Origin of the sequence: Dactylosporangium salmoneum, from assembly GCF_039532525.1 — a bacterium.
GTDB classification, from domain to species: domain Bacteria; phylum Actinomycetota; class Actinomycetes; order Mycobacteriales; family Micromonosporaceae; genus Dactylosporangium; species Dactylosporangium salmoneum.
On record NZ_BAAARV010000074.1, the window covers coordinates 150,766 to 175,567 of the forward strand.

The window sequence follows — 24,802 nt, forward strand, 5'->3', positions numbered from 1 at the left end:
TCGGCAGAGTCGAGCGCGTTGGTGAACCGCTGGTCACCCGCTGTGACGAGCACGGGCCGGCCGCTGCGCGCCCACGGCGGTATGAGCGGACGGGCCGTTGTCGATAGCGTTCGTGGACATGGAGTCTCGGACGGTTGATGTCGGAACTGCTGCGTTGTCCGTGGGGGTGACTGGCCACGGACCTGACGTCGTTGTGCTGACGGGCGGTCCCGGTTGTGTTCAGTATCTGGCGCGGGACGAGATCGCTCCGTTGGGCCACCGTGCCTGGTACCCGGAGCCGCGCGGGGTTGGCCGCTCGGGCGGCGGCCCGCACACCATGGAAGAGGCAATCCAGGATCTTGAAAGCATTCGTACGAGGGTGGGTGCACCCGCCTGGATCGTGGTTGGCCACTCGTGGGGTTGTGACCTCGCGGTGCGCTACGCCGTCGAGCATCCCGAGGTGGTAACCGCGGTGGTCGGCATCGCCGGTAGAGGCCCCCAGCGTGACCGTACGTGGTCCGACGTTTACGAGGCCGGTAAGGCCTCGGAGCCCGTCGTCGACATTGACTGGGTGCCTGAGGTCCATGCGGCGCTCGCCGAGTCGTTCACCGAATGGATCCATCGGCCCGGTCTGTGGCGAGGGCTGGCCGACTGCGGCGTACCGATGCATTTCATCGCCGCCGGCGAGGACATCCGCCCGTCCTGGCCTCTGGCGCAGCTTGCCGAACTCGTTCCGCACGGGCGGTTCTCTACGGTGCCCGGTGTACCGCATGACTTCTGGTTCACCCACCCCGAGGTGTGGACCAAGACCGTCACCGACGCCTGCACCACTTCATGACCTGTGCCGGGCATGCCCGCATCTGAACTGATCGGGTGCGCCCCGCACCCGATCATGCTGGCCGAAGTCTCCAGACGGCGCGTCGCGGTGGGGCACAGTTCGCGAACCGGCGTCTGGATCGTGTTACGACCGACCCGACCGGCGTCTCCTCCGCGTCCTGACGGCTCGCGGCACGGAACCGGGCGCTGTCAAGCGGGCGGCTGCGGATCGGCCGCCAGGCAGAAGGGGTGACCGGCCGGGTCGAGCAGCACGGTCCAGCGGTCCCCACCCGGCTGATGCTGCGCACGGGTAGCGCCGAGCTCAATCATGCGGGCTTCCGCAGCGGTCGGATCGGCAGCGTACAGGTCGAGGTGGAACTGCTGCGGCGCTGCCTGGCCAGGCCAGCGTGGCGGCTGGTAATGAGCGACCCGCTGGAAGCACAGATTGATCCCGCCGGGCTGAACCGGGGCCAGCGCGACCGCCTCGTCGCCATCGTATTCCCGATCGGCGCCGGTGACGGCCTGGTAGAAGCTGGCCAACGCCTGCGGGTCGGCGCAGTCGAGGGTGACCGATCCGACGCGTGCAACAACCGTCATGGCGCCGACCGTACTCGCTCCCGACGTCGCGCATGGTCGTCACGAACGTGTGCCGCAGCATTGTGCGGGTGCATCCGGGACATCCCCACGCCAGCGGTGGCGGCCAAGTGTTTGAGCCGGCGGTTCGCGGCGTGGCGGTCCATGCTGGCCTCGCTCATAACAACGAGGCTCTGGCGTGAACTTCGTGATGCCTCTGTCGGCTACGCCGCTTGGGCAGAGTCTCGCCGACTTCGGACATAATCCATGTATTCGTCGCCGGCTACCGCGTGGTTGACCCAGCGGCCGGGGCGTGCGTGCGTGAGTTGCTCGGCGAGCGATATCGCTTCGGTCTCGTCCTCACTGGCGCCCAGTTCTCGCCCTTCGCCTACGTACGCTTCGTCGACTGGGTCCAGCGAGATGAGGCTGGGCAGGTCGCCTACCTGGTCGTCATCAGGGTCCTGCACGGTATGCAGCGAGATGCGGTATTGACCGTTCATAGGGCTGATCGCGACCCACTGGATGGCGGGCTGGCCTCCGATCTCGCTGCCACCGAGGAACTGTTCGATGCCGTGTCCGCGGCGTAAGGCTCCGATGGCGAACTGCCGGCTGAGGTAGCGCATCCAGCGAGCGTAGTGTCGGGCGACCTGATCGCTAATCAGCGCGCGCGCAGCGAACGGCGTGAGGCGTGTCGATACCCTGTCCGGGTGGACATCGCGGCGGAACGATGAGCGGCGACCGCCGGACGGTGGGCCGCCACCGCGATCTGCTGGACCTGTTCGCCGAACTTCGCGAGCGCGCCGGACGCCCGTCCCTGCGCTCGGCCGCCGGGGCCGCGAAGATCTCGGCGAGTTACCTCAGCGAGGTGCTCAGCGGCAAGAACATCCCGAGCGGGGCTGTCGCCGCCGCGATCGCCGGGACGCTGGGTGGGACCCCGGCCGAGCAACGTCGGGCCCGCGAGCACGCCGAGGCCGCCGCGGCGGACCGCGCCCGCACGCTTCTGGACCGTACCGACCACAACCGCGGCGGCGCCGCGGGCCGCGAAGCGGTCGGGCAGAGCGTCGAGCCGGCCTGGTGGGTGCGGTCCGGGTACATCGAGCAGGTGCGCGACATCGCGCCCGGCGACGGCAATGACGGCCCTCACAAACCTCGATCTGGTGCCGCCAGGCTGCTCCTGCACCGGGAGGCCGTGATGGTGCAGGAGGCTGGCTGTCAGGTCACGGTGTTCGGCGGATAGCGATGATGTTGTCTGTGACGGTCGCGGTCTGACCCGCCGGGCCGGTGGCGGTCCGGTTCGGTGCGTCGCATCGTTCGGTCTTCCAGCCGGCGCCCAGGTGCAGTGCTGCCAGGGACTCCTCTGGGGTGGGGAACCTGATGTCCTGGCCAGCTTGCCAGGACCAGGGTGCGAGCGATGCATGCTCGATGACGATCAGCAGGCCGCCGGGGGCGACCGCTGCGGCGGCGCGGCGCAGGACATCGTCGCGGGGGATCTCGATCGGGGTGTGGAAGTAGGTGGCGGTGACGAGGTCGAACGCGCCGTCCGGGAAGCTCTGGGCCAAGTCGTGGCGGGCCGGGTGGACGCGGTCGGCGACGCCTGCGGCGGCGGCTCCCGCGGCGACCCGGTCGAGGGCGGTCGCCGACACGTCCACGGCGGTGACGTGCCAGCCGCGGGTGGCGAGCCAGAGGGCGTCGCCGCCGTGCCCGCAGCCGAGGTCCAGCGCCCTGCCGAGACGGGGTGCGAGGGCGGTGACGAGGCCGGACAGGATGACGTTGGGGCGGGTGCCCCATCCGGTGTCGAGGCCGGCGTAGTGCTGCTCCCAGAACGTGGCGGAGGCTGTGGTCTCGGTCATCAGAGTGACCTCTCTCAGGCGATGAGCGCGGCGGGCGCGGGCGAGATGGTGGGCCGGGTGCGGATGAGCAGTGCGACGCAGGCGATGGCGAGAGCGAACAGGGCGGCGGCGAGCGCGATCGGGGTGTTCACGAACAGGCACCAGCGCCAGTCGGCGTACTCGGTGAGCAGGTCGCCGGCGATCAGGCCGATCGCGCCGCCGGCGCCCTGCAGCGCGCCGTAGACGCCGAACGCCCGGGCCTGTCCAGCACCACCATCAGGGTGGCCCCCGAGATCACCGTCAGGGCGAGCCAGCGCCGCGGGTCCAGGACCGGGCTTTCCCCTTGGTGATCAGTGTCGATGTCGGGAGTCATGAACGACGAGTCCTCATGGTTGCAGGGAGATCGGGCACATCGTGGCGGCTTGCCGGCCGCGGCCGGCCCGATGCGTTGACACTGCTCGTGGCCGGGCCGGGGCCGCAACGATGCATGCCGTTTCGGCAACTCGGCTGGTGACGGGCCGGGCCGGTTCGGCAGGGTGGGAACATGAGCAGCGCGAAGCGGGACGTCCTCGCCGCGGTCGGCCCCCGGCTGCGGGAACTGCGCCACCGCCGGGGGCTGACCCTGGCCGAGCTCGCGGAGCAGACCGGGATCAACGAGAGCACGCTTTCGCGGCTGGAGGGCGGCGCGCGCAAACCGACACTGGAGATGCTGCTGCCGCTGGCCGAGGTCTACGCGGTGCCGCTGGATCATCTGGTGGGCGCGCCGAGGACCGGTGATCCGCGTATCCATCTGCGGCCGGTGACGCGGGACCGGATGACGTTCGTGCCGCTGAGCCGGCCCGGTGGGGTGCAGGCGCACAAGCTGATCATCCCGCCGCGGCCCGGCGTCGAACCGAAGCCGGAGACGCACGAGGGCTTCGAGTGGGTCTACGTACTCGCCGGGCGGCTGCACCTGCTACTGGGCGAGCAGAGCGTGATCCTCAAGGCGGGTGAGGCCGCCGAGTTCGACACACTCGTGCCGCACTGGCTCGGACCCGACGGCGACCAGCCGGTCGAGCTGCTCGTGCTCTTCGGCCGCCAGGGCGAGCGGGCCCACCTCAAGGCCCGCACCCGTACCCTCTGACGGCCGGCATCGGCCCGATGGTCGTCAGGCTAGGTCAGACCGTGTGCGCGGGCGCCGAGCGCGGTTCGGGTCACCACGGCCTCAGCCGTCCCGGCGAGGTCGTCGTCGAAGCCGCCCAGGACCCTCCAGCTCCGCGAGGATCTCTGGCCGCGGGAGCGCCTCGCCGGGGAGCGCTCTCCGTCTTCGTCATAAATTCGTCATAAAGCGGCACTGCGGGAGAGCGCTCTCCCATTTCGCTATAGGCATTGACATGCGTGAAGGCTCGGGTTCACAGTGAGAACTTCACAGAGAGCGCTCTCTGGCAAGATCGGCCGGACTCCGCCCCCCGGCCGACCCGCCGAACCCCGGAGGATGCTTCATGACCCGACCCGCACGCGCGGGCCGATCCCCGCTGCGCAAAATTCTGCTCGGCGCTGCGGCCACCGCGCTCGTTGGCACATTCTTGACCAACCTCGCGCTGCGTTCCGCCGACGCCGCCGAGACTCCCATCTCCCAGGGCAAGACCGCCACCGCCTCATCGACGGAGAACGGCGGCACCCCTGCCTCCGCCGCGGTCGACGGCAACGCCGGCACCCGCTGGTCGAGCGCGTTCAGCGACCCGCAGTGGCTCCAGGTCGACCTCGGCTCGAGCGCCACCATTACCAAGGTCGTGCTGAACTGGGAGAACGCCTACGCCACGGACTTCACCATCCAGACCTCAGCCGACGGCGCCGCCTGGAGCACGATCAACACCACGGTGAACGGCACCGGCGGCACCCAGACGCTGACCGTGAACGGCTCCGGCCGCTACGTCAAGCTCAACACGACCAAGCGGGCCACGCAGTACGGCGTGTCGCTGTGGGAGTTCCAGGTCTTCGGCACCGGCGGCACCACGACCCCGCCCAGCAGCGGGGCCGGCTGGGTGAACATGGACCAGAACAAGTGGCAGGCGCAGGTGGCAGCGTTCAACGCGCTGCCGACGCACCCGGCCCCGGCCAACGCCGTGCGCGTCTCGGAGTTCAACGCGGCGTGCACGTACAGCCACTCGTTCAAGGACGACCCGATCGTCTTCCCCGGCCTGGCCGGCGCCTCGCACATGCACAGCTTCCTGGGCAACCGAAGCACCAACGCGAACACGACGACCGACACCCTGCTCAACAACAGCGCGTCGTCCTGCTCGCCGGCCGGTGACCTGTCGGCGTACTGGATTCCGACGCTCTACGAGAACGGCGTAGCCGTCGAGCCCAGCGGCGTGACCGTGTACTACGGTTCACGGCTGCCGGACCCGAGCGTGACGATGCCGTTCCCGCAGGGCTTCCGGATGATCTCCGGCGACGCCAAGCTCCAGGCGGCGACGCCGGCGGGCTCGCCGAACCAGTTCTGGTGCGCCGGCGCGGGCGGCGAGATCGGCCGCAGCAGCGACGGCAACTGGCCGCTGTGCGCCCAGACGGCGTACCTCAACTACCAGCTGGTGTTCCCGGACTGCTGGGACGGCGTACACCTGGACAGCCCGGACCACAAGTCGCACCTCGGCCCGGCGGTCAACGGCAAGTGCCAGGGCCAGTTCCCGGTCGCCATCCCGAACATCTCGTTCGTGATCGCGTATCCGACCCACGGCAGCGCGGCCGGCTTCACGCTGGCCTCGGGCATGGCCTCCTCGATCCACGGCGACGCGTTCCTCGCCTGGGACAACACGGCGATGGGCCAGCGGGTCAAGGACTGCGTGCGGCAGAAGGCCAAGTGCAACACGGCAGGCAATTTCTAGTCCGCCACACCACAACGGCGGGGGCGTGCGCGGCACGCCCCCGCCCCCGGCCCGGGCTCACCCAGCCCATCATCCCGTCTTCCTCACCGACCTCGCGGACCTGCCGGTGTTCCGGGCCGTCCGCGACGAGTTCATCGACCCGGCCGCCCCTCCGGCGAGCTCGCTGGTGCAGGTGAGCGGCCTGGTGCATCCGGCGTTCCGGGTGGAGATCGACGCGCTGGCCGTCGTCTGAGCCCCAGGCCGGCGCCAGCGGCGACCAGGGCCAGGGACACCAGGACGAGGGACCCCGCTGATAGCCTCCGGAGCATGGCATCCCATCCCCCGGCGTACGTCCCTGGTGGATACTCCGCGCGGATGGCCGCTCGGCCCCGCTGGCAACGGCGGCTCATGCCGCTGCTGCTGATCGCCGCAGCCCTGGTGCTGCCCGTGATGTTCGCCCGCCAGGCGATCGCGGCGGAGCGGGTGGCCGTCCGGGTCGAGTTCTGCGACCTGAGTGGACCCAAGGCCACCCAGGCCTGCCGGGGCACGTGGCGGCTGAGCGACGGCCGCACCGTGTCCGGGCCGATCGACAGCACCCTGTTGCGACCCGGCACCGAGGTCCAGGGCTGGGGCAACGGGGAGCGGGCCACCACAAGCCTGTTCACCTGGCTGGTCGCGCCGATCTTGATCGGCACGGCGCTCCTGGCCGGGCTGGGGGCGTTCGTCGTGGTCTGGCTGCGGCTGACCTGGCGGGCGCGGCGGGCCGGCACGGCACCCCGCTGACCGGCCCGACCGGGAGCCGATGCTCAGCGCCCGGCCGGCCGCTGTGCGCGGCGCCCACAAGAGCGTTCAGGCCCTGGAGGCGGACATCCGGGCGTGGATCGCCGAATGGAGCAGCAATCCACGCCCGTTCATCTGGACCAAGACCGCCGAAGAACTTCAGGCGCGGGACACTAGGGGGTGAACCGGGGAATCACCCGATTGCGCGCAGTTCGTAGATGCGGGTCGCGCCGTCGCTCGTCTGGGTCGGCGTGCCCACCGTGAGCTTGACGTAGCGGCCCGAGGCGTTCACCGGGTGGGTGGTGTTCGCGGCCGTGTTGCCGGTGACGGTGACGACCCGGGTCCAGGTCGTGCCGTCGTTGGACACGTCGATCGTGAACGCCTTGGTGTTGTAGTCGGCGGACTCGCCACCGGCCTGGGCGTGCGCGAGCTCGAAGCGGCTGATCGTCCTGGTCGCGCCGAGGTCGACCTGCAACCAGGCCCCGGCGACCCCGGAACAGAACTTGTCGCTGTTGCCGCCGGAGACGCTGCCGTTGACCGCCTTCTCCGGGCCCTCGCTCGCCGCGCACGCCGTCGAGCCGGTGGCGGGGCGGTTCAGCGCGAAGTTGGTCTGCGTGGCGCCGTACGCCTCCAGCTCGTAGATGCGCGTGGCCGTGTCCGACGTCTGGGTCGGCGTGGTCACGTTGAGCTTGACGTACCGCGCCGGCGTGGCCGCGATCTGGTGCATGGTCACGGGATCCGCGTTGTTGGTGACCGTCACCGGGGTCGTCCACGTGCTGCCGTCGGTGGAGAGCTGGATGTTGAACGCCTTGGTGTTGAAGCCGGCCTGCTCACCGCCGGCCCCGGCGTGCTTGACGACCAGCTTGCTCACCGTCTGCGTCGAGCCGAGGTCGACCTGCAGCCAGGACGGGCCGGCCGACGAGCAGAACTTGTCGGTGTTGCCGCCGGTGACGCTGCCGTTGACGGCCTTGTCCGGACCTTCGGTCGCGGCGCAGGAGGCGGACCCGGTCGCGGTCCGGCTCTGGGCCAGGTTCGTCTGCGGTGCCGGCGGCGTGGTGTGGTTCGCCGACGGGGGCTTGTCACCGGCGCCGGTCCCCCAGGCGCCCGGGGTGCCGGAGACGGTGTAGTCGAGGGCGGCGCCGTGGGCCACGTCGGCCTGGGAGAGCCAGGTCCGGGTGAAGGCGGTGCCGCCGAGGCTCGCGGTGGCGATGTACCGGTTCGCGTCGCTCACGCCGGGCGCGTTGATGGTGACGGTACCGCCCTGCTGGGACCCGAACGATCCGACGGTCACCTTCGCCGAGGGGAACTGGGGTGTGCTGAGGCCGTAGAAGTTCGCGCCGTTCATGAGCGGGTACAGGCCGAGCGAGGCGAAGACGTACCACGCCGACATGGTGCCGAGGTCGTCGTTGCCGGTGACGCCGTTGGGGCCGTTGGCGAACAGCGTGTACGCCCCGCGCAGCACCGTCGCCGTCTTGTAGGGCTGGCCGGTCCACAGGTACGTGTACGGCGCCAGCAGGTCCGGCTCGTTGTTCGGGTTGTACGTGGTGAAGCTGTAGTAGTCGTAGGCGCCGTTGACCCACGTGTTGTGCGCCGTGCCGGACAGGTCGGTCAGCAGGCTGTTGTAGGCGAAGAACTGGTCCAGCCGGGTGTTCGCCGCCGCCTGGCCGCCGAGCAGCGCCACCAGGCCGTCGGGGTCCTGCGGGACGAGCCACTGGTACTGGTACGCCCCGGCCTCGTGGAACGTGTGTGCCCCGTCGGTCGGCGAGTACGTCGGCGCGAAGACCCCGTTGGCGTTACGCGGCCGGAAGAACCCGATCGAGGGATCGAAGAGGTTGCGGTAGCTCTGCCCGCGCGCGGCGAGGGTGTCCGCGTCGGCGGTGTGGCCCAGCGCCCGGGCCATGATGGACAGTGCGGAGTCGGCCGCCGCGTACTCCAGCGTCGCCGAGCTCGGGTACTGGCAGTCGTGGTCGAACTGGTTGGCGGGGTTGCAGACCACGCCGGTGGGCACGTAGCCCAGCGCCGCGTAGTACGGGTTGCCGTTGCGGCCGTTGAGCCCGGTCGAGGCGGGCGGGGTGCCGAACGCGTTCTTGCGCAGCGCGGTGTAGAACTGCTCCTCGTAGCCGGACAGCAGCCCGCGCGACCACAGGTCGACGAGGAACGGGGTCACCGGGTCGCCGGTCATCGTGTTCGTCTCGGTGTTGTCCAGCGCCCACCGCGGCAGCCAGCCCAGCTCCCGGTCGACGGCGAGCAGCGACAGCGCCGAGTCGCGGGCGACCTGCGGCTCCAGCAGGGCGACCAGCTGGTTCTGGGCGCGGTAGGTGTCCCACAGCGAGAACGTCTGGTACGGCGTGTACCCGGACGCGGTGTGCACGGCGTTGTCGAAGCCGCGGTAGGCCCCGTCGACGTCGCCGGCGAGGTTGGGATGCAGCAGGGAGTGGTACAGCGAGGTGTAGAAGGCCACCTGCCGGTCCGTGGTGCCGCCGTCGACCTCCGCCTTGTGCAGCTTGGCGTTCCAGGTGTCGTGGGCGGCCTGGCGTACCGTGTCGAAGTTGAAGCCCGACGTCTCCGCGCCCAGGTTGGCCCGCGCCCCCGCAAGCCCCGTGTAGGAGAGCCCGACCTTCACGGTGACGGCCCGGTCGGAGCTGGTGTCGAAGCGCACCCAGCCGCCCTTGGCGCCGCTGCCCGACGACGCCCGCGAGCCGCTGGTGAACGTCGAGCCCGACCACGTCCCGAACGAGGCGAACGGGCGGCTGAACTGGGCGGTGAAGTACACCGTGTGCGCCGGCGAGGGGCCGCAGAAGCCGCTCACGGTCGCGGAGCCCTCGACGGTGTCACTGCCCACAATGGACACCGACGAGTCGCTCGCCCCCTGCGCCTGCCCACGCGCCTGCGCCGTGTTGAACAGCACGTTGGACTGGGTACCGGCCGGGAACGTGTACCGCTGCCAGCCGGTCCGCAGCGTGGCGGTGAGCTCGGCGGTCACGCCGCTGCCCAGCCCGAGCCGGTAGTAGCCCGGCGTGGCCTGCTCCTGGGCGTGGTTGAGCGCCTGCCCGTACGTGTTCGGGTCGTTCGTGCTGACCGCGCCGACGGTGGGCATGAGCGGAACCTCCCCGGCGACGGGGCAGCCGACGCCGGAGAGGTGCGTCTGGGAGAACCCCCAGACCTTGGCGTGGTCGTAGTTGTAGCCGGTCCCCCAGCCCGTGTCCGGGCTGACCTGCACCATCCCGAACGGCAGCGCCGCACCGGGAAACGTGTTCCCCTCCTTCTGCGTCCCGATCATCGGATTGACCAGGCTCGTCAGGTCGGCGGGGACGGCGGCCCTCGCGGGGGCGCCGACGGCGGTCACGGTGACGGCTGCGGCGCATGCCGCGGCCAGGATGTTACACAGCAGCCTTCTCACGTCGCTCCGATCAGTCATCCGGTGAGTGGCCGCCGACCGCCGAAATCGACGCTCGTTGAGGTTGCCGCCAATGAGCGGGATTTGTCAATACTTGACGTTTCCACCCTCAGTGGGGATACGGGCGGAGGGTGTGCGCGTTCCTCGTGAGCCGGCACCAGCGGTATCCGGCTCGGGGTCGGCCTCGATCGGCACGCTCGTCCAGCCGCGCCTGCTGCGGTAGGCGCCGACGAGTCGGCAGATGAGGTAGATGGTGAAGGAGATGGTGGTGACGTACGGGCTGATCGGGATGCTGCTGCCGAGGGCGAGCAGGATGCCGCCGACCATCGAGCCGACCGCGAAGACGACGCTGAGCACGGTGACGAGTAGGGGCGAAGCGGTGACGCGCATGGCCGCGGCCGCCGGGGTACACACGATGCTGAGCACCAGCAGGGCGCCGACGACCTGTACCGACATCGCCACGGTGAGGCCGAGCAGCAGCATGAACACCGTCGACAGCGCGGCGACCGGTACACCACGGCCGGCCGCGAGTTCGGGGTCGGTGCTGGCGAAGCTCAGCGGACGCCAGATCAGCGCCAGGCCGAGCAGCACGATCACCGAGGTCACGATCAGCCACGACAGCTGCGGCGTGTCGACCGCCACGATCTGTCCGGTCAGCAGCCCGAACTTGTTCGCAGCCCGGCCCTTGTAGAGCGCGAGGAACAGCACCCCGAGCCCGAGCCCGAAGGGCATCAGCACGCCGATGATCGAGTTGCGGTCCCGGGCCCGGTTGCCCAGCGCGCCGATGACCACGGCGGCCAGGATCGAGCCGAACAGGGAGCCCGCCACGACGTTCACGCCCAGCAGCAGCGCGCCCGACGCGCCGGCGAACGACAGCTCGCTGATGCTGTGCACGGCGAACGGCAGGTCGCGCTTCATGACGAAGGTGCTGATCAGTCCGCCGACCACGCCGAGGACCGCACCGGCGATGAGCGAGTTGTGCACGAGCGCCAGCAGTTGCGGGTAGTCGGCGAAGTTGAAGATCTGGTCCCAGAAGCCGGTCGTGGTCATGCGACGCCCAGGGCGTGATGTGCGTCCGATGCGGTTTCCGGCAGGCCCACCACGACGATCCGTCCTCCCGTGTGCAGTACGTCGATGGGCATGCCGTACAGCTCGCTCAGCGTGGCGGAGTTGAGCACCTGGTCGACGGAGCCGACCCGGAACTGACCGCCGGCCAGGTAGAGGACCCGGTCGACGTAGGGCAGCACCGGGTTGATCTCGTGGGTGACGAACACCACCGCGGTACTGCTGGTCCGGCGCCGGCTGTCCACGAGGGCGGTGACGGTGCGCTGGCTGCGCATGTCGAGCGAGAGCAGCGGCTCGTCGCACAGCAGCAGCTTCGGGTCGGCGACGAGCGCCTGCGCGATCCGGACGCGCTGCTGCTCGCCGCCGGAGAGCAGCCCGATCGGCATGTCGGCGAGCCTGGTCGCGCCGACCGCGGCCAGGACGGCCTCGATCCGCCTACGGCGGCCGGGCCGCGGCCAGCCGGTGCCCCATCGGTGGCCGTCGAGTCCTTGGCCGACGACGTCACGGACGCGCAGCGGGACCAGCGGATCGATGTGGCGCTGCTGCGGGACGTATCCGACGTCGTCGCGGCGCTGCTGGGGCGGGTGACCGGCGACCATGAGCGTGCCGGTGTCGAGCCGCTGCAGGCCCAGCACGGCGCGCAGGAGGCTGGTCTTGCCGGAGCCGTTCGCGCCGAGTACCGCTACGAACTCGCCGGGCTCGACCTGCAGGCTCAGTCCCTGCCACAGGCGGCGCCGGCCGTAGCGCAGCGACGCGTCGCGCAACGCCAGTGCCGGGGCACTGGCGCGCGCGGCGTCGGTCATTGCCGGTGTCGTGCGGGTGCTCATCGCAGCGCGGTCTCGATCGCCGTCAGATTGCCGCCCATCCACGAGAGATAGTCCTTGCCGTCGGGCAGGGTCTCGGTCACCGGCACGACCGCGACGTTGGCCGCCTTGGCCGCGTTGAGCACCTTCTCCGTCTCCGGACCCGCGGTCTGCTCGTTGTAGGCCAGCAGCGCGACGTCCTTGTGCGCGAAGAGGTCGAGCGTCTTCTGCAGCACGTTCGCCGGTACGTCGGTACCTTCCTCGATCGCCTCGCTGAACTCGGCCGGTGTCTTGTTCACCAGGCCGCACGCCTGCAGCATGTACAGCGGCACCGGCTCGGTGATGGCCACCCCCGCGCCGGTGTGGGCGGCCTTGATCGCCGCTTCCCTGGCCTGCAGCTGCTGGACCTTCTGCTTGAACGTGGCGGCGTTGGCGGTGAAGGTCGCCGCGCCCGCCGGGTCGGCCTCGCCCAGCACGGCCGCCAGTTGGTCGGCGAGCTTCTCCACGGTCGCGAAGTCGTACCAGACGTGCTCGTTGAGCTCCTCGCCGTCGGCGGCCTTCTTGCCCGAGATGTCGACGACGTTGAGCACCTTCGGGGTGCCGCCGGCCGACTTCAGCATGGTGTCGACGAAGTCGTCGTAGCCGCCCCCGTTCTCGATGACCACCTTGGCCTTCGACAGCTCCAGCTGGGTCCGGGTGTTCGCCTCGTACGAGTGCGGGTCGGCGTCAGGGTTGCTGATGATCGACGTGATGGACGCCCGGTCGCCGGCGATCTGCTTGACGATGTCGCCGTACACATTGGTCGACGCGACGACCGACACCGTCGCCCCGCCGGCGGGACTGGCCGGGGCCGCGGCCGGCTGCTGCGACGAGGACGAACCGCACGCCGTCAGGAACATCGCCAGCGACAGCGCCCCGGCGCTCCACCATGTCACACCTCGACGTACCACGACTGTATGCCACCTTCAATCAAGTATCCGTAATGAAATTCGTTTCCAAGAAGACCTTAGGCCACGGACATCGTCGCAATCAAGTCCGTGGAATTCATTGCCACAAGCGCATAACTGCATGTCAGGGACGCCGGTTGCCGTTCGGCGGTTCCGCTTGACTCCGGAAATGGAAACCGATACCAACAAGGGGTGAAAGCCGCATTCGTCGGCAAGGGTGGCAGTGGTAAGACCACCCTCGCCGCGCTGTTCTGTCGTTTCCTCGCGGTCCAGGACGCCCCGCGCGTGCTGGCCTTCGACGCCGATATCAACCAGCACCTGGCCGTCGCGCTCGGTGCCGACCCGGACGAGGCGGCGCTGCTGCCCGCGCTCGGGGATCACTTGGAGGAGGTCAAGGAGTACCTGCGCGGCGACAACCCGCGCATCCCCTCCGCCGCGGCGATGCTGAAGACCACGCCGCCCGGGCCCGGCTCGCGGATCGTCGGCGTGGCCGAGGCGAATCCGCTGTACGAGAAGCTCGTGCGCGCCATCGGCGGCGTGCGCCTCGCCGTCACCGGCCCGTTCGCCGCTGATGACCTCGGCGTCGCCTGCTACCACTCGAAGGTCGGCGCCGTCGAGCTGCTGCTCAACCACATGGCCGACGGGCCCGGCGAGTACGCCGTCGTCGACATGACCGCGGGTGCCGACTCGTTCGCGTCCGGCCTGTTCACCCGCTTCGACTGCACGTTCCTCGTGTGCGAGCCGACGGTACGCAGCGTCGGGGTGTACCGGCAGTACGTCGGCTACGCCCGCGACCACGGCGTACGCATCGTCGTGGTCGGCAACAAGGTCGACGACGCCGAGGACGTGGACTTCCTGCGGGGTGAGGTCGGCGACGACCTGCTGTGCTGGTTCGGCCGCTCCGGCTTCGTCAAGGCCGCGGAGCGCGGCCGGCACCTGCCGATCGGCGAGCTCGAACCCGCCAACGCCCACGCCCTGGCCGAGCTCAAGGCCGCGCTCGACACAAGCACAAAGAACTGGATTCGGTACGCCGAGCAGGCCGCCGAGTTCCACACGCGCAACGCGCACGCGTGGGGCAACGACCGCGCCGGCGCCGACCTGACCGCCCAGATCGCCCCGGGCTTCACCCTGGCGCCGGCGACCGCCGCCGCGCGCTGACATCGCACCGAGGAGGAGCACATGTCCCTGGACGTCCCCACCGCCCTGCTGGAGCGCGCCGAGGCCGGCCCGGTCGACGACGCCGAGTTCGTCGCCTGCGTGCGCGACTCGCTGCCGTACGCCTGGACGGTCATCAGCGGCGTCGTCGCCGACCTGCACACCGGGGGCGGCGAGTTCGCCGACCACAGCGTCCCGCCGCCGACCGAGGCCGAGCGGGGCCAGTTGCTGCGGGCGCTGGCCAGCGACGCCATCCGGGGCGGCCTGGAGCGGCACTTCGGTGTGACCCTGGCCTTCCAGAACTGCCACCGGGTCGCGGCGTTCGCGCCGTCGGCCGTCGGCGGCGAGCGCCACCGTGCCTTCGTCTCGCCGCGCGGGCAGCTGCTCAACCAGTCGCCGGAACTGCGTGACTGCTGAACCGCGCCGCGGCGCCGGGCCGGTGCCGACCGGCCCGGCGCTGCGGATCGACCTGTTCCTGCTCGCCGGCCTGTTCCCCGGCCTCACCCACGCCGCGGCGCTCGGCGCCGCCGTCGACTACGCCGTGGCGGCGGAGCGGGCCGGTTTCGACGGCGTCTGGCTGGCCGAACACCACTTCAGTGCCTACGGGACGTGCCCGTCGGCGGTGGTCCTGGCCGGGCACCTGCTCGGGCGTACGGACAGGCTGCGCGTCGGCACCGCGGCGGCCATCCTGCCCAACCGGCATCCGATCGCCCTGGCCGAGGAGACCGCCCTGCTCGACGCCGTCTCCGGCGGCCGCTTCGACCTTGGCGTCGCCCGCGGCGGCCCGTGGGTGGACCTCGAGGTCTTCGGCACCGGCCTGGACCGCTACGGCCACGACGGGTTCGCCGCCGCGCTCGACCTGCTCCTGGCCGGGCTGTCCGGCGCCGGCACCGTCGCCGGCGACCGGCACCGGTTCCCGTTCCGCGAGGTCGCGATGGTGCCGGTCGCCGAGCGCGGGCTGCCGGTGTGGGTGGCGGCCACCGGATCATCGACCGTCGGGCTGGCCGCGGCCCGGGGCCTGCCGCTGCTGCTCGGCATGCACGACGACGACGCCGCAAAGGCCGCGATGCTGCACGGGTACGCCAGGGCCGGCACCGGCACCCCGCGAGCCGGGCACGCCTCGACACACCTGGCCCTCGTCGCCGACACCGTCGAGGAGGCCGAGGCGGCACTGCGCCGCACGATGCCCGCCTGGCTGGCCGCCGCCGGCGGATCGGAGCGCATCGACGGGTCCGCACCGCCACGGCGCGATGCCGGCGCGTACCTGGAGCACCTGCTCGCGATCCATCCGGTCGGGCCGCCGGCGCGCTGCGTGCGACGGCTGGCCGCGACCGTCAGCACCACCGGGGTGCGGCGGCTGCTGCTCATGGTCGAAGGTGCGGGCGAGCGGCGGCGGACCCTCGCCAACATCGAGCGTCTCGGCCGTGAGGTCCTGGCACCGCTGCGCCGCCTACACTGAACCCCGCATCGCGACATATGCTGGGGTGGCCATGAATGACATGATCAGCGGCGCGACCCGCAACACCCGGCAGCGCTCAGAGGTCCTCGCGCTCCTGGATGAGATCGCGGACTTCCGCACGCCGCAGCAGCTGCACGCGTTGCTGCGTCAGCGCGGGGCGCAGGTCGGCCTGACCACGGTGTACCGGACGCTGCAGCTGCTGCAGGACGCCGGTGAGGTCGACGCGACCCGGCTGCCGGGCGGCGAGCAGTTGTACCGCCGGTGCGGCGCCAGCCACCACCATCACCTCGTCTGCCGTTCCTGCAACGCCACCGTCGAGGTCCGCGGCCCGGCCGTGGAACGCTGGACCGAGCGCATCGCGGCCGAACACGGCTTTACCGACATCGGTCACACCCTGGAGATCTTCGGCACCTGCTCACGCTGCAGCCGCTGACCGCGGCGCGGGAGGCGCTGACGCGGGGCGTGTCGTCGTGCTCCCCGTGCGGCATCCGCCGCTGCCGGCCATCGGCCTCGGACACCGCAGCGGCTGCACGACGCCCTGCAGCGGGTGACGGCACCGAGTTGCGCAGCCGGGGCCAGTGCTGGATCGCCAGCCAGCCCGACGGCGCGATCGGCTGGGAGTCCGCGGGCGGCGGCGTCACGCTCGGGACGCTCGGGTACTACACAGGGTGGTATTTGCGGGCCGCGGCGGGTTCGGATCCGCCGATGACGGCGCGTTGACGTTCAGGTGTGGGCACCCCGCATCGCTTCCACCACCGCCGGGCCCACAAGTTCGTGGGCGAGCGGAGGCACCTCCTCAGGACGGAACCAACGGATCTCGTCATGTTCATCGGGAGCGACGTTTGTCGGTGTCCCCTCCCACTCGCCGACAAGCCAGGCGCTGAAGCGCACGGACTCCTCGCCGCGGCCTGCCTCCACCCGGCACAGATGGGTCGCCGAGCCTGTTGCTATCCGCACGCCCAGTTCCTCATGAATCTCCCTGGCGAGCGCAGCCAGCTCTGTCTCGCCTGGCTCGATGTGTCCGCCGGGCAGATCCCACACGTCCGGGTAAGCGCGGCGGTTCGGACTTCGGTGGACGAGTAGGACTCGACCTTCGCGAACCAGCGCTGCGGTGACGATCTCGTGCATGGCTGAGGATTGTGGCACGACCATCCGGCCAAGAACGTCCGCGACTGCCGCGATGAAGGGCCGCTCTCACGCTTCCCGCGGCCCAGGGTCACACCGGCCACGTCTGGGTCAGGCCGGCGCGTCGCCCGGTGCCGCCGCGTGGGTGGCGGGCGGCGTTGCGGGCCGGCGGCGCATCGAGGCGAGCGTCACCAGCGCCACGCCGGCGGCGAGCATGGACAGGCCGCCGTAGAGAGGTCCCTGCAGCGAGACGCCGGTGGTCGGCAGTCGGCCACCGCCCGCGCCGCACCCGGTCGTGGTGGTCTGCTTCGGCAGCAGGGCCTTGGGGTCGGTGTTGCCGACCGCGAACGTGACCACCTGCGTGGTGCTCGACTGCTTGCCGGAGGCGAGCGTCGCACTCTGGGTGAACGTGAGCCGGTAGGCGCCGGCGGCGGTGAAGACCCAGTTTCCGTGGGCGTGGGTGCCCAGCGGGATGGCGTAGGTGTCGGGCAGGCCATCCTTGCTGTTGAAGATGACTTTTGGCTGGCCGAATGAGTCGTACTCGAAGATGGAGAGGGCGCCGGGGCCGTTCACGCCGGTGAGCTTCCAGGTGATCGGGCCGGTGACCTGGGCGGTGGTGACCTCCTCGGTGTTCCAGCCGGCCCACAGCACGCCCTGCTGCTGGGTCTGCGGAATCTGCCAGATCGGGGTGTTCGCCGGGCCGATGAAGTCGAACGGCCCGCTGGGCACCTTGGCGGCGGCCTGGTCGGTCAGGTGGAACACCACGTCGGCGGGGTTGCGCCAGACGGTCGAGCCGGCCTTCGTGCCGTCCTTGATCTGCGACACCAGCTGCCCGTTGACAACGCGGGCGGCGTAGTCGACGTGGCCCTGGTCGAGCACCACCCCGCCGGTGGTGGTGCTCGTCGTCGGCACACAGGTCGTGCGGGTCGGGGCCGGGGTGCCGACGCCGGTGGTGGTCGTGGGGACCGCGGTCGTCGTGCCCTCGGTGGGCGGCGGCGTGGTCCCGGGCGGGCTCGTCGACGGCGACAGGGACGCGCTCGGTGACGGGGATGTGCTCGGTGACGTGCCGGATCCGGGGGCGATCGTCAACGGCAGGGCGGGCGTCGTCGCCGGGGCGTAGTGGTTGTCGAACCGCGGGACGAAGCGGGCCGTCAGCGTGTGATCGCCCGCGGCGAGGGCGGAGGTGACGAGGCTCGCGGTGCCGTCGACGACGTCGGCGGTGCCGAGCGGGGTGGTGCCATCGAGGAACTCCGCCCAGCCGTTCGCGGCCGGCGGGGTGACCTGCGTCGTGAGTGTGAGCTGGTCGCCGGCCGAGACTCCGTCCGGGGCCGCGGTGAGACTCGCCGTGGTGGCGATCGGGACCAGGTCGGTCGCGGCGACCCCGCCGACGTACCACGTGTAGGCGACCGGGCCGGAGCTCACCTTGTCGCCGCCGGGGGTGGTGGCGGTCGCCTCGAAGGTGAGGGTGTACCAGCCCAGCGCGGTGAACGACCAGTTGGTGTGCACGTGGACGCCGGTCTGCAGCGTCTTGGAGGTGTAGGCGGGATCGGTCGCCGAGAAGATCCGGGCCGGGGTGCCGTCCGGGTTGAACGAGAACACCTCGAGGGTGCCCGGCCCGCTGACGCCCCGCAGGTGCAGGTCGACCGTGTCTCCGGCGAACGTGCCGGGCGCGATCGACTCGGTGTCGAAGCCGGGCCAGATCACGGCCGGGTTCTGCGTTTCCGGGGCCAGCCACACCGGGGTGCCGGGCGGGCCGAGGAAGGCGTAGGCGGGGTCGTCGGGCACCTGGGCCTGCGTGTCCGGAGTGTCGCGGAGCTGGAACACGATCCGGGCCGGGTCTTCGTACTCGAACGGCTCGTACCCGATGCGGGTCTGCAGCCGCATCTGCCCGTCGCTCCACCGCACGTCCAGCGCGTCGGTGTGCACGTCGTTGAGCACCCGGCGCTGCCCGCTGACCGGTGGGTCGGCCGCGGCCGCGGGCGTGGTGAGCGCCCACAGACCGGCGAACACCAGGGCGGCCACGGTGGCGCCGGCGGCGATCAGCCGGCGCGGCGTGGGGTGGCGCAGCAACGCGCTTCGCATCAGGAACCTCATTCATTGTCGAGCATCGCATCAACGGCGATGACATTCGTTTTCATTCAGCGATCAAGCTGTTGCATCACGGCAGTGACGCGCGCCGCCGCCGGGCGAGGAGCCCGCGCTCCGGTGCGACGAACCATGCCGTCAGGAACACCGCGGTGAGGACGAGCACGATGGTGCCGCCGGTCGGGAGATCCCAGGACCAGGAGACGTACAGGCCGACAACGGCCGAGCCGGCACCGATGCCGGGAGCGATGGCCATCATGCGGCCGAGACGGTCGGTCAGGAGCCGGGCGGTGGCCGCCGGCGTGACCAGCAGCGCCAGGACGAGGATGTTGCCGATGGTCTGGACGCTGATGACGACGGCCAGGGTGACGATGACGTAGAGCACGAGGTCGAGCCAGAACACGCGCACGCCCATCGCGCGGGCGCTCTCCCGGTCCAGGGAGATGGCGACGAACTCCTTGTGGAACAGGAACATGACGGCCAGGACCGCGGTGCCGGTGCCCGCCACGACGTACAGGTCGGACGTCGGGATGCCGGTGATCGAGCCGAACAGGAACTGTTGCAGGGAGCCGGCGTAGCCGGGTGCCTGGGAGATGATGACGATGCCGAGGGCGAACGTCGCGACGAACAGCACGCCGATGAGGGTGTCTTCGCGCAGGCGCCGGTTCTGGGAGAAGACCGCGACCAGGATCGCGGTGAGGATGCCGGCGATCGAGCCGCCGAGGACGAGGTTGCCGGAGACGACGAACGCCACGGCCAGGCCCGGAAACACCGCGTGGGAGACGGCGTCGCCGATGAACGCCATGCCCCGCAGCACGACGTAGCAGCCGACCACGCCGCAGACGATCGAGGACATGACGGCGATGGCCAGCGCCTTCGGCAGGAACGCCAGGTCCGGGTTGAGCAGGTCGGTGAGGAACTCGACAGGGTTCACGGGTCAGGCCGCCTTCAGGATTCGCAGCAGCGCACTGTTCTCGGAGACGTCGAAGGTGCGCATCCACGCCGCCGAGTCGGCCGCCAGCAGTGCGGGGGTTCCGGTGGCGATGACGGTGCGGTTGAGCAGAGCGACCCGATCGCAGGTGTACAACGCTCCGGCGAGGTCGTGGGTGGTCATGAGCACGGCGCGGCCCTCCCGCGCCAGGTCGGTGAAGAGCTCGGCGAGCAGTTCCTGGGTCGGCATGTCGAGCCCGGTGAAGGGCTCGTCGAGCAGCAGGACTGCGGGCTGCAGCGCAAGCGCGCGGGCGACCAGGATCCGCTGGCGTTGGCCGCCGGAGAGCTGTTCGATGGGCCGGTCGGCCAGGTCCGTCAGCCGGACCCGGTCCAGCGCGTCGGCGACAGCCTGCCAGGCGGTCTCGCCCGGGCGTCGTAGCAGGCCGAGGCGGCCGGTCAGCCCCGTCATGACGGCATCGGCGACCGAGATCGGAAACTGCCACGCGAACTCGTGGCGCTGGGGGACGTACCCGATCCGGGCCCGTGCGGCCCGCACGTCCGTGCCGTCGAGCGTCACCCGCCCGGCGGCCGGCCTGACGAGGCCGAGCACCGTGCGCAGCAGCGTCGTCTTGCCGGCGCCGTTGGGGCCGAGCAGGCCGACCAGTTCGCCGCGGTCCACGCGCAGGTCGACGGCCGTCAGGACTCGGCGGCGGCTCAGGTCGACGTCCAAGCCGGCCACGGCCAGGCCGGCGCTCATCGGCCGGATCCGGATCTGGTGGCGAAGACCCTGCGGCGGGCGCGCCGGGCCCGGGCCGCGACCGCGATGCCGGCGGTCAGCCCGGCGGCCGCGACCATGGCGATGATGACGACAGGCCAGGGTGCCGAGCCGGCCCCGCTTGGATCGGCGCTCGCAGCCACACGGGCGGGGCTCGCCGGCGGTGTTGACGTGTCGTCGGCCGCCGGACCGGACCACGTCGCGGTGAGCGCGTCGGCGGCCGGTGTCGCGGTGCCGACGGCGAAGCGGACCAGCTGAGTGTCGATCGCTGCGGTGCCGTCGCGGAGCTGGGCCCTGGCCTGCAGCTGCAGCAGGTAGACGCCGGGCTTGGTGAACACCCAGTTCGCGTGCGTGTGCGTGTTCACGTCCACCCACAACGGCTGCGGGTCGGTCTTGCGCGAGTCCCACAGGATCTGCGGCTTGCCGAAGTCGCCCGAGTGCAGGTAGACGGTGACGATCCCGGGCCCTTGCACGCCCGTCAGTGACAGTGTGACGCCGCGGTCGATGCGCTGCATGACCTGCGGGTCCTGGGTGTTCCAGCCGACCCAGACGACGTCGGGGTTCTGCGTCTGCGGGACGACCCACACCGGCGTCGCGGGCTCCACGCCGATGAACGCGTAGGCGGGGTCGGCGGGGACCGGCAGCTTCGCCGCGTCGGCCACCTGCAGCACGGTCTCATCCGGGTAGCGCCACACGCTGGCCGCGCCGGGGTCGGCCTTGCGGGCGTCGTCGTGGATGAGGAACCGCCAGCGTCCGTTGTCGAACCGTGGTCCCATGTCGACGTGGCCGGTCTGCAGGACCCGTTGACCGTGCACGATCTGCTGGTTGGGGTCGAGGCTCTGGCTCAGCTGCGGATCGTCCGACGGACTCCCCCAGGCCCCGGGCGGGCTGACGCCCACCGCCAGGGCAGCGGCGAGAACGGCGGTGGCGGTGCGGTACCGATACATCGTCTTCTGTCTTTCCAACAGTGGTCGGGGGCTCATCGGCCCAGGCAGGTCAGCAGTGAGTCGGCGTTGAACCGCATCATCTGTACGTAGGTCCGCACGGCGCCGGTGAAGGTGTCGCCGTAGATCGGGCACACCCGCACGCCCTGCTCCGCGGCGACCTGGGTCAGCGTGGACGAGCGGGCCCTGAGGTTCGGTTCGAGGAAGACCGCCCGGACCCGCAGCTGGCGGATGGTCTCGGTGAGCTTGCGACGGTCGGCCAGCGACGGCTCGGCCGACGGGTTCGGCGTGACGAACCCGGCCACCGTGATGTCGTAGGCCGCGGCGAGGTAGCCGAAGGCGTCGTGGGTGGTGACGAGATACCGGTTCGTCTTCGGAATGGCCGCGATGGTCCGGCGGACGTAGTCGTCGGTGGCCTGCAGCTCGGTCAGGTAGCGCTCGGCGTTGGCCCGGTAGGCGGGCGCGCCGGCGGGGTCCCGGCCGATCAAGGTGTCGCGGATGAGCTTCACGTAGGCGATGCCGTTGCGGACGTTCTGCCACAGGTGCGGGTCGATCTCGCCGTGCACGTGCTTGCCGAGCACGGCCTGCGGCAGCTGGTACACCGGCGTCCCGGGCCGGCCGAGGAACCGGAACTGCGGGCCGGCCGGGATCTCGGCGAGCGCCTTGCCCGGCACGTCGATCACGACCTGGTCGGCGGCGTACCAGCGCTGCGCCTGCTCGCCGCCGCCGGTCGGGTCGTAGAGCACCCCGAGCCGGCCCGTGTCCACGTCCACGGTCAGGTCGGCGTGGCCCTCGTCCAGAACGGTCGCACCCGCGATGCCGGCACTCGCCGGGTTGACGCCGACCGCGAACGTGTAGGTGGTCTTCCCCAGCGGAGCCGGCTCGCCGGTGTCCGTGATCCGCAGCTTCGCCTGCAGGGTGAGCCGATAGATGCCCGGTTTGGTGAACGCCCACGACAGATGGGTGTGCGCGTCCGCCGGCAGCGTCACGGTGTCGTCGCGAAAACCGTCGGAGGAGTCGACGTACACGTCGGTGTCACCGAAGGTGCCGGTGAGGTAGGCGTAGAGCTGGCCCGGTCCGGTCATCGTGGTGGCGGAGACGAGCACGTCGGAGGCACGCGTCGCCCCGAGCCCGGCGCCGTCGCCGCGGACCCGCAGGCCCAGCCACACCGTGTCGAGGTTCGCGTGCTCGACCAGGGGGATGATCTCCGCGGCGTACTTCACCGACTCCTCGGCCAGCGACACGCTGGTCGCGCCTTGGCGCAGGTTGGCGTCGAGGGTCTTGATGACGTTGTGCTCCTCCAGCAGCGCGTAGTTGCTGAAGGCGACATCGGCGTAGACGACGTTGCGGGCGTCGCGCAGGGTCGGCTCGTAGGTGTGCGGGTCGCCGCCGTCGGGCACGAGCGAGACGACGTCGACCCGGTCGCCGCCGACCTGCCGGACCAGGTCGCGCAGCAGGCCGGTCGTGGTCACCACCTGCAGCCGTTCGCTGTGCGCCCGCAGCACCGGTTTCGCCGCGCAGCCGGCCAGGAGTGCGGCGATGACGGCGAGCACCGCCGCGCGGCGGACGCGGGCCCGCCGCCCGGCGGCGCCCATCAGCCGACCTGGAAGGTGTAGGCGACGTTGCCGGAGGTGGCGCCGGCGCCGTTCTGCGCCGTGGCCTTGAACGTGAGCGTGTAGGTGCCGGCCTGGGAGAACGCCCAGTTGCCGTGGCCGTGCGTGGCGGCGCCGATGCCGCCCGGCCACACCGGCACGTTGCAGCCGGCCGCGGTGTTGCTGTTGAGCCGGAACGTGGGCACCACGGACAGGCCGCTGGTCGCGGTGGTGTACAGCGTGAACCGCCCACCGGCCGGGCTGGAGACCACGCTGACGAGTTCGAGCTTGATCGGGCCCTGCGCGGCGGCGACGTCGTTGGTGTCCCAACCGGCGTAGAGCTTGTTGGCGTCATACGCCTGCGGTGCCACGTACATGGTCGATCCGGCCGGGCCGAGGCACGACCACGCCGCGCCCGAGGGCACCGTCGTCGTCCATGACGGCAGCACCCGAAGGACGGTGCCGGCCGGGTCCAGGTCGTCGGTCTCCGGGCTGATCGGCGCGTGGGTCTTGATGTTCAGCGACAGGGCGCCGGCCTCGTAGTCGACGTCGAGGACGTCGACGTGGCCGGTGGTGATCGTCGCGGCGGAGGCGGGGCCGGACAGCAGCGTCACCGCCGCTACGGCGCCGAGGGTCGCCGCGGTGAGCACGGCGAACATGCGGGGTACGAGTCTCATCAGGGTTCCTTACTTGTTCTTGACGCAGAAGGTGATCCACACCGCGGGCGAGGTGACCGTCGCGCCGGTGGAGGCGAGCTTCGCGGTCGCGTCGACCTTGATGCGGTACGTGCCGGCCTTCTCGAACGCCCAGTTCTCGTGCATGTGGGCGCCGGTCAGCAGGGTGACGTTGTCGGGCAGGCCGTCCTCGCTGTCGACCAGCTTGTTCGGCGAGCCGTCGGGGTTGAACGTGAACAGGCTGACGCCGTCGGGGCCGATGAACTGCTTGAACCGGATCGTCACCGCGTCGTTGACGAACACGCCCGGCTCGAGGTCCTCAGTGGACAGACCCGGCCAGAGCAGGTTCTCGTCCTGGGTCTCCGGCAGCAGGTAGACCGTCGAGCCCGGTGAACCCAGGAAGCCGAATGCCGGGTCGCTCGGCACCTGCGTCGCGGACTCCTTCTTCGCCACCAGCACCACGCGTGCCGGGTCGAGCTCCGCACCGGGCTCGGTGCGCTCGTCGTGGATCACGATCTGCAGATGACCGTTCTCGTAGCCGACGTCGACCGCGTCGACGTGGCCCTCGGAGATGACTGTCACCGGCGACGCCTGCGCCGGTGCGGCCGCCGCGATCGCCGCGACCGTAGCGGCCGTGGCGCATGCCGCCATTCGCAACCCTGATCGGAAACGCATACACAAGCTCCCATCGTCAGCAGCACCACTTGGCGCTAAATGAAGATGGTAATCATGTTCGATAAGCTGTCAAAGCGTCGATGTGTCATATCTACATGGCGACATTCGATCCGACCCGCAGCTCGGCCGGGCACGTATTGAACATGAATGCGCCCGGCCGAGGACGCCTCATGGTCGCGGCCTGCGCGACCCTCGCCGGCGTGCTGTCCAGCCGACGACCGTGTTCGCCGTACGCTGCCTGGCCGCGGACGGAACGGGATATCGTTGACGACCGTGATGGCGCTGGCATTCGCGGTGGCCGGGGCGTTCGGCTACGGGATCGGCTCGATCGCCCAAGCCGCCGGGGCCCGACG

General features: G+C 70.7%; 25 protein-coding genes. 10 read left to right on the plus strand and 15 right to left on the minus strand.

Annotation, left to right across the window (positions count from 1 at the left end):
• Window positions 1–118 precede the first annotated feature (118 nt).
• On the plus strand, window positions 119–817 hold the full coding sequence (locus ABD352_RS38355; RefSeq protein WP_344617467.1) for an alpha/beta fold hydrolase: 699 nt from the start codon (window positions 119–121) through the stop codon (window positions 815–817).
• Between the two features lie 188 nt (window positions 818–1,005).
• Here the strand turns inward: ABD352_RS38355 and ABD352_RS38360 are convergent, their stop codons facing one another.
• Window positions 1,006–1,392 carry a VOC family protein gene (locus ABD352_RS38360; RefSeq protein ID WP_344617468.1) on the minus strand — a complete coding sequence of 129 codons (387 nt, stop codon included), beginning with the start codon at window positions 1,390–1,392 and terminating at the stop codon, window positions 1,006–1,008.
• A gap of 200 nt (window positions 1,393–1,592) precedes the next feature.
• Window positions 1,593–1,991, minus strand: coding sequence for a hypothetical protein (locus ABD352_RS38365; RefSeq protein ID WP_344617469.1), 399 nt, complete (start codon window positions 1,989–1,991; stop codon window positions 1,593–1,595).
• A 104-nt stretch (window positions 1,992–2,095) separates the two neighbouring features.
• Here ABD352_RS38365 and ABD352_RS38370 point away from each other — a divergent pair, with 104 nt between their 5' ends.
• The gene (locus ABD352_RS38370; protein WP_344617470.1) at window positions 2,096–2,605 is read left to right on the plus strand and encodes a helix-turn-helix domain-containing protein; all 510 of its coding nucleotides are present in this window, start codon (window positions 2,096–2,098) and stop codon (window positions 2,603–2,605) included.
• Here ABD352_RS38370 and ABD352_RS38375 read toward each other — a convergent pair.
• Window positions 2,586–3,218 (minus strand): class I SAM-dependent methyltransferase, encoded by a 633-nt coding sequence (locus tag ABD352_RS38375; RefSeq protein ID WP_344617471.1) that lies wholly within the window; start codon window positions 3,216–3,218, stop codon window positions 2,586–2,588. The two genes, ABD352_RS38370 and ABD352_RS38375, sit on opposite strands and share 20 nt — an antisense overlap.
• A gap of 523 nt (window positions 3,219–3,741) precedes the next feature.
• On the opposite strand from ABD352_RS38375, the gene ABD352_RS38380 reads away from it, so the two are divergent.
• From ABD352_RS38380 to ABD352_RS38395, 4 genes are all read left to right on the plus strand, one after another.
• Window positions 3,742–4,320: a helix-turn-helix domain-containing protein gene (locus ABD352_RS38380; protein WP_344617472.1), complete on the plus strand. Its 579-nt coding sequence runs from the start codon at window positions 3,742–3,744 to the stop codon at window positions 4,318–4,320.
• A gap of 358 nt (window positions 4,321–4,678) precedes the next feature.
• Window positions 4,679–6,064 carry a DUF1996 domain-containing protein gene (locus tag ABD352_RS38385; RefSeq protein WP_344617473.1) on the plus strand — a complete coding sequence of 462 codons (1,386 nt, stop codon included), beginning with the start codon at window positions 4,679–4,681 and terminating at the stop codon, window positions 6,062–6,064.
• Between the two features lie 25 nt (window positions 6,065–6,089).
• On the plus strand, window positions 6,090–6,296 hold the full coding sequence (locus ABD352_RS38390; RefSeq protein WP_344617474.1) for a RidA family protein: 207 nt from the start codon (window positions 6,090–6,092) through the stop codon (window positions 6,294–6,296).
• 74 nt (window positions 6,297–6,370) lie between these two features.
• A complete protein-coding gene (locus ABD352_RS38395; RefSeq protein WP_344617475.1) occupies window positions 6,371–6,826 on the plus strand; it encodes a hypothetical protein in 456 nt (151 codons plus the stop codon).
• Window positions 6,827–7,016: 190 nt separating this feature from the next.
• On the opposite strand, the gene ABD352_RS38400 is transcribed toward ABD352_RS38395, so the two are convergent.
• The 4 genes from ABD352_RS38400 to ABD352_RS38415 all read right to left on the minus strand — a co-directional run bounded on the left by ABD352_RS38400 (window position 7,017) and on the right by ABD352_RS38415 (window position 13,023).
• Window positions 7,017–10,223: a GH92 family glycosyl hydrolase gene (locus ABD352_RS38400; protein ID WP_344617476.1), complete on the minus strand. Its 3,207-nt coding sequence runs from the start codon at window positions 10,221–10,223 to the stop codon at window positions 7,017–7,019.
• An 84-nt stretch (window positions 10,224–10,307) separates the two neighbouring features.
• On the minus strand, window positions 10,308–11,270 hold the full coding sequence (locus tag ABD352_RS38405) for a metal ABC transporter permease (RefSeq protein ID WP_344617477.1): 963 nt from the start codon (window positions 11,268–11,270) through the stop codon (window positions 10,308–10,310).
• Window positions 11,267–12,088 (minus strand): metal ABC transporter ATP-binding protein, encoded by an 822-nt coding sequence (locus tag ABD352_RS38410; RefSeq protein ID WP_344617478.1) that lies wholly within the window; start codon window positions 12,086–12,088, stop codon window positions 11,267–11,269. Before ABD352_RS38410 ends, ABD352_RS38405 begins: the two co-directional genes overlap by 4 nt.
• Window positions 12,089–12,108: 20 nt before the next feature.
• Entirely contained in the window at window positions 12,109–13,023 is a 915-nt protein-coding gene (locus tag ABD352_RS38415; RefSeq protein WP_344617479.1) for a metal ABC transporter solute-binding protein, Zn/Mn family, read from the minus strand.
• Window positions 13,024–13,227: 204 nt separating this feature from the next.
• Between ABD352_RS38415 and ABD352_RS38420 the strand changes: the two genes are divergently transcribed.
• Genes ABD352_RS38420 through ABD352_RS38435 form a run of 4 tightly spaced genes read left to right on the plus strand, consistent with a single transcriptional unit; the run spans window position 13,228 to window position 16,082 of the window.
• Window positions 13,228–14,193, plus strand: coding sequence for an ATP-binding protein (locus tag ABD352_RS38420; RefSeq protein ID WP_344617480.1), 966 nt, complete (start codon window positions 13,228–13,230; stop codon window positions 14,191–14,193).
• A 21-nt stretch (window positions 14,194–14,214) separates the two neighbouring features.
• Window positions 14,215–14,607 (plus strand): SCO5389 family protein, encoded by a 393-nt coding sequence (locus tag ABD352_RS38425; RefSeq protein ID WP_344617481.1) that lies wholly within the window; start codon window positions 14,215–14,217, stop codon window positions 14,605–14,607.
• On the plus strand, window positions 14,597–15,649 hold the full coding sequence (locus ABD352_RS38430; RefSeq protein WP_344617482.1) for an LLM class flavin-dependent oxidoreductase: 1,053 nt from the start codon (window positions 14,597–14,599) through the stop codon (window positions 15,647–15,649). Before ABD352_RS38425 ends, ABD352_RS38430 begins: the two co-directional genes overlap by 11 nt.
• Window positions 15,650–15,680: 31 nt before the next feature.
• Complete coding sequence (locus ABD352_RS38435; RefSeq protein ID WP_344617483.1) at window positions 15,681–16,082, plus strand: Fur family transcriptional regulator; 402 nt, start codon at window positions 15,681–15,683, stop codon at window positions 16,080–16,082.
• A 290-nt stretch (window positions 16,083–16,372) separates the two neighbouring features.
• Here the strand turns inward: ABD352_RS38435 and ABD352_RS38440 are convergent, their stop codons facing one another.
• The 8 genes from ABD352_RS38440 to ABD352_RS38475 form a co-directional block, all read right to left on the minus strand.
• Window positions 16,373–16,777, minus strand: coding sequence for an NUDIX domain-containing protein (locus ABD352_RS38440; protein ID WP_344617484.1), 405 nt, complete (start codon window positions 16,775–16,777; stop codon window positions 16,373–16,375).
• Window positions 16,778–16,885: 108 nt separating this feature from the next.
• The gene (locus ABD352_RS38445; RefSeq protein ID WP_344617485.1) at window positions 16,886–18,856 is read right to left on the minus strand and encodes a TIGR03773 family transporter-associated surface protein; all 1,971 of its coding nucleotides are present in this window, start codon (window positions 18,854–18,856) and stop codon (window positions 16,886–16,888) included.
• A gap of 76 nt (window positions 18,857–18,932) precedes the next feature.
• Entirely contained in the window at window positions 18,933–19,793 is an 861-nt protein-coding gene (locus ABD352_RS38450; protein WP_344617486.1) for an anchored repeat-type ABC transporter permease subunit, read from the minus strand.
• Window positions 19,794–19,796: 3 nt separating this feature from the next.
• Entirely contained in the window at window positions 19,797–20,546 is a 750-nt protein-coding gene (locus tag ABD352_RS38455) for an anchored repeat-type ABC transporter ATP-binding subunit (protein WP_344617487.1), read from the minus strand.
• On the minus strand, window positions 20,543–21,511 hold the full coding sequence (locus ABD352_RS38460) for a choice-of-anchor M domain-containing protein (protein ID WP_344617488.1): 969 nt from the start codon (window positions 21,509–21,511) through the stop codon (window positions 20,543–20,545). The genes ABD352_RS38455 and ABD352_RS38460 overlap by 4 nt, the downstream gene beginning before the upstream one ends.
• Before the next feature lie 32 nt (window positions 21,512–21,543).
• Window positions 21,544–23,103: an anchored repeat ABC transporter, substrate-binding protein gene (locus ABD352_RS38465; protein ID WP_344617489.1), complete on the minus strand. Its 1,560-nt coding sequence runs from the start codon at window positions 23,101–23,103 to the stop codon at window positions 21,544–21,546.
• Window positions 23,103–23,777 carry a choice-of-anchor M domain-containing protein gene (locus ABD352_RS38470; protein WP_344617490.1) on the minus strand — a complete coding sequence of 225 codons (675 nt, stop codon included), beginning with the start codon at window positions 23,775–23,777 and terminating at the stop codon, window positions 23,103–23,105. Before ABD352_RS38470 ends, ABD352_RS38465 begins: the two co-directional genes overlap by 1 nt.
• A gap of 9 nt (window positions 23,778–23,786) precedes the next feature.
• Complete coding sequence (locus ABD352_RS38475; RefSeq protein WP_344617491.1) at window positions 23,787–24,356, minus strand: choice-of-anchor M domain-containing protein; 570 nt, start codon at window positions 24,354–24,356, stop codon at window positions 23,787–23,789.
• Between the last annotated feature and the right edge of the window lie 446 nt (window positions 24,357–24,802).

Bases quoted from the DNA above. Each gene is read 5' to 3' on its own strand.
- ABD352_RS38355 (WP_344617467.1), top strand. From the start codon at position 119: ATGGAGTCTCGGACGGTTGATGTCGGAACTGCTGCGTTGTCCGTGGGG.
- ABD352_RS38360 (WP_344617468.1), bottom strand. From the start codon at position 1,392: ATGACGGTTGTTGCACGCGTCGGATCGGTCACCCTCGACTGCGCCGAC.
- ABD352_RS38365 (WP_344617469.1), bottom strand. From the start codon at position 1,991: ATGCGCTACCTCAGCCGGCAGTTCGCCATCGGAGCCTTACGCCGCGGA.
- ABD352_RS38370 (WP_344617470.1), top strand. From the start codon at position 2,096: ATGAGCGGCGACCGCCGGACGGTGGGCCGCCACCGCGATCTGCTGGAC.
- ABD352_RS38375 (WP_344617471.1), bottom strand. From the start codon at position 3,218: ATGACCGAGACCACAGCCTCCGCCACGTTCTGGGAGCAGCACTACGCC.
- ABD352_RS38380 (WP_344617472.1), top strand. From the start codon at position 3,742: ATGAGCAGCGCGAAGCGGGACGTCCTCGCCGCGGTCGGCCCCCGGCTG.
- ABD352_RS38385 (WP_344617473.1), top strand. From the start codon at position 4,679: ATGACCCGACCCGCACGCGCGGGCCGATCCCCGCTGCGCAAAATTCTG.
- ABD352_RS38395 (WP_344617475.1), top strand. From the start codon at position 6,371: ATGGCATCCCATCCCCCGGCGTACGTCCCTGGTGGATACTCCGCGCGG.
- ABD352_RS38405 (WP_344617477.1), bottom strand. From the start codon at position 11,270: ATGACCACGACCGGCTTCTGGGACCAGATCTTCAACTTCGCCGACTAC.
- ABD352_RS38410 (WP_344617478.1), bottom strand. From the start codon at position 12,088: ATGACCGACGCCGCGCGCGCCAGTGCCCCGGCACTGGCGTTGCGCGAC.
- ABD352_RS38425 (WP_344617481.1), top strand. From the start codon at position 14,215: ATGTCCCTGGACGTCCCCACCGCCCTGCTGGAGCGCGCCGAGGCCGGC.
- ABD352_RS38435 (WP_344617483.1), top strand. From the start codon at position 15,681: ATGAATGACATGATCAGCGGCGCGACCCGCAACACCCGGCAGCGCTCA.
- ABD352_RS38440 (WP_344617484.1), bottom strand. From the start codon at position 16,777: ATGCACGAGATCGTCACCGCAGCGCTGGTTCGCGAAGGTCGAGTCCTA.
- ABD352_RS38445 (WP_344617485.1), bottom strand. From the start codon at position 18,856: ATGCGAAGCGCGTTGCTGCGCCACCCCACGCCGCGCCGGCTGATCGCC.
- ABD352_RS38455 (WP_344617487.1), bottom strand. From the start codon at position 20,546: ATGAGCGCCGGCCTGGCCGTGGCCGGCTTGGACGTCGACCTGAGCCGC.
- ABD352_RS38460 (WP_344617488.1), bottom strand. From the start codon at position 21,511: ATGTATCGGTACCGCACCGCCACCGCCGTTCTCGCCGCTGCCCTGGCG.
- ABD352_RS38465 (WP_344617489.1), bottom strand. From the start codon at position 23,103: ATGGGCGCCGCCGGGCGGCGGGCCCGCGTCCGCCGCGCGGCGGTGCTC.
- ABD352_RS38470 (WP_344617490.1), bottom strand. From the start codon at position 23,777: ATGAGACTCGTACCCCGCATGTTCGCCGTGCTCACCGCGGCGACCCTC.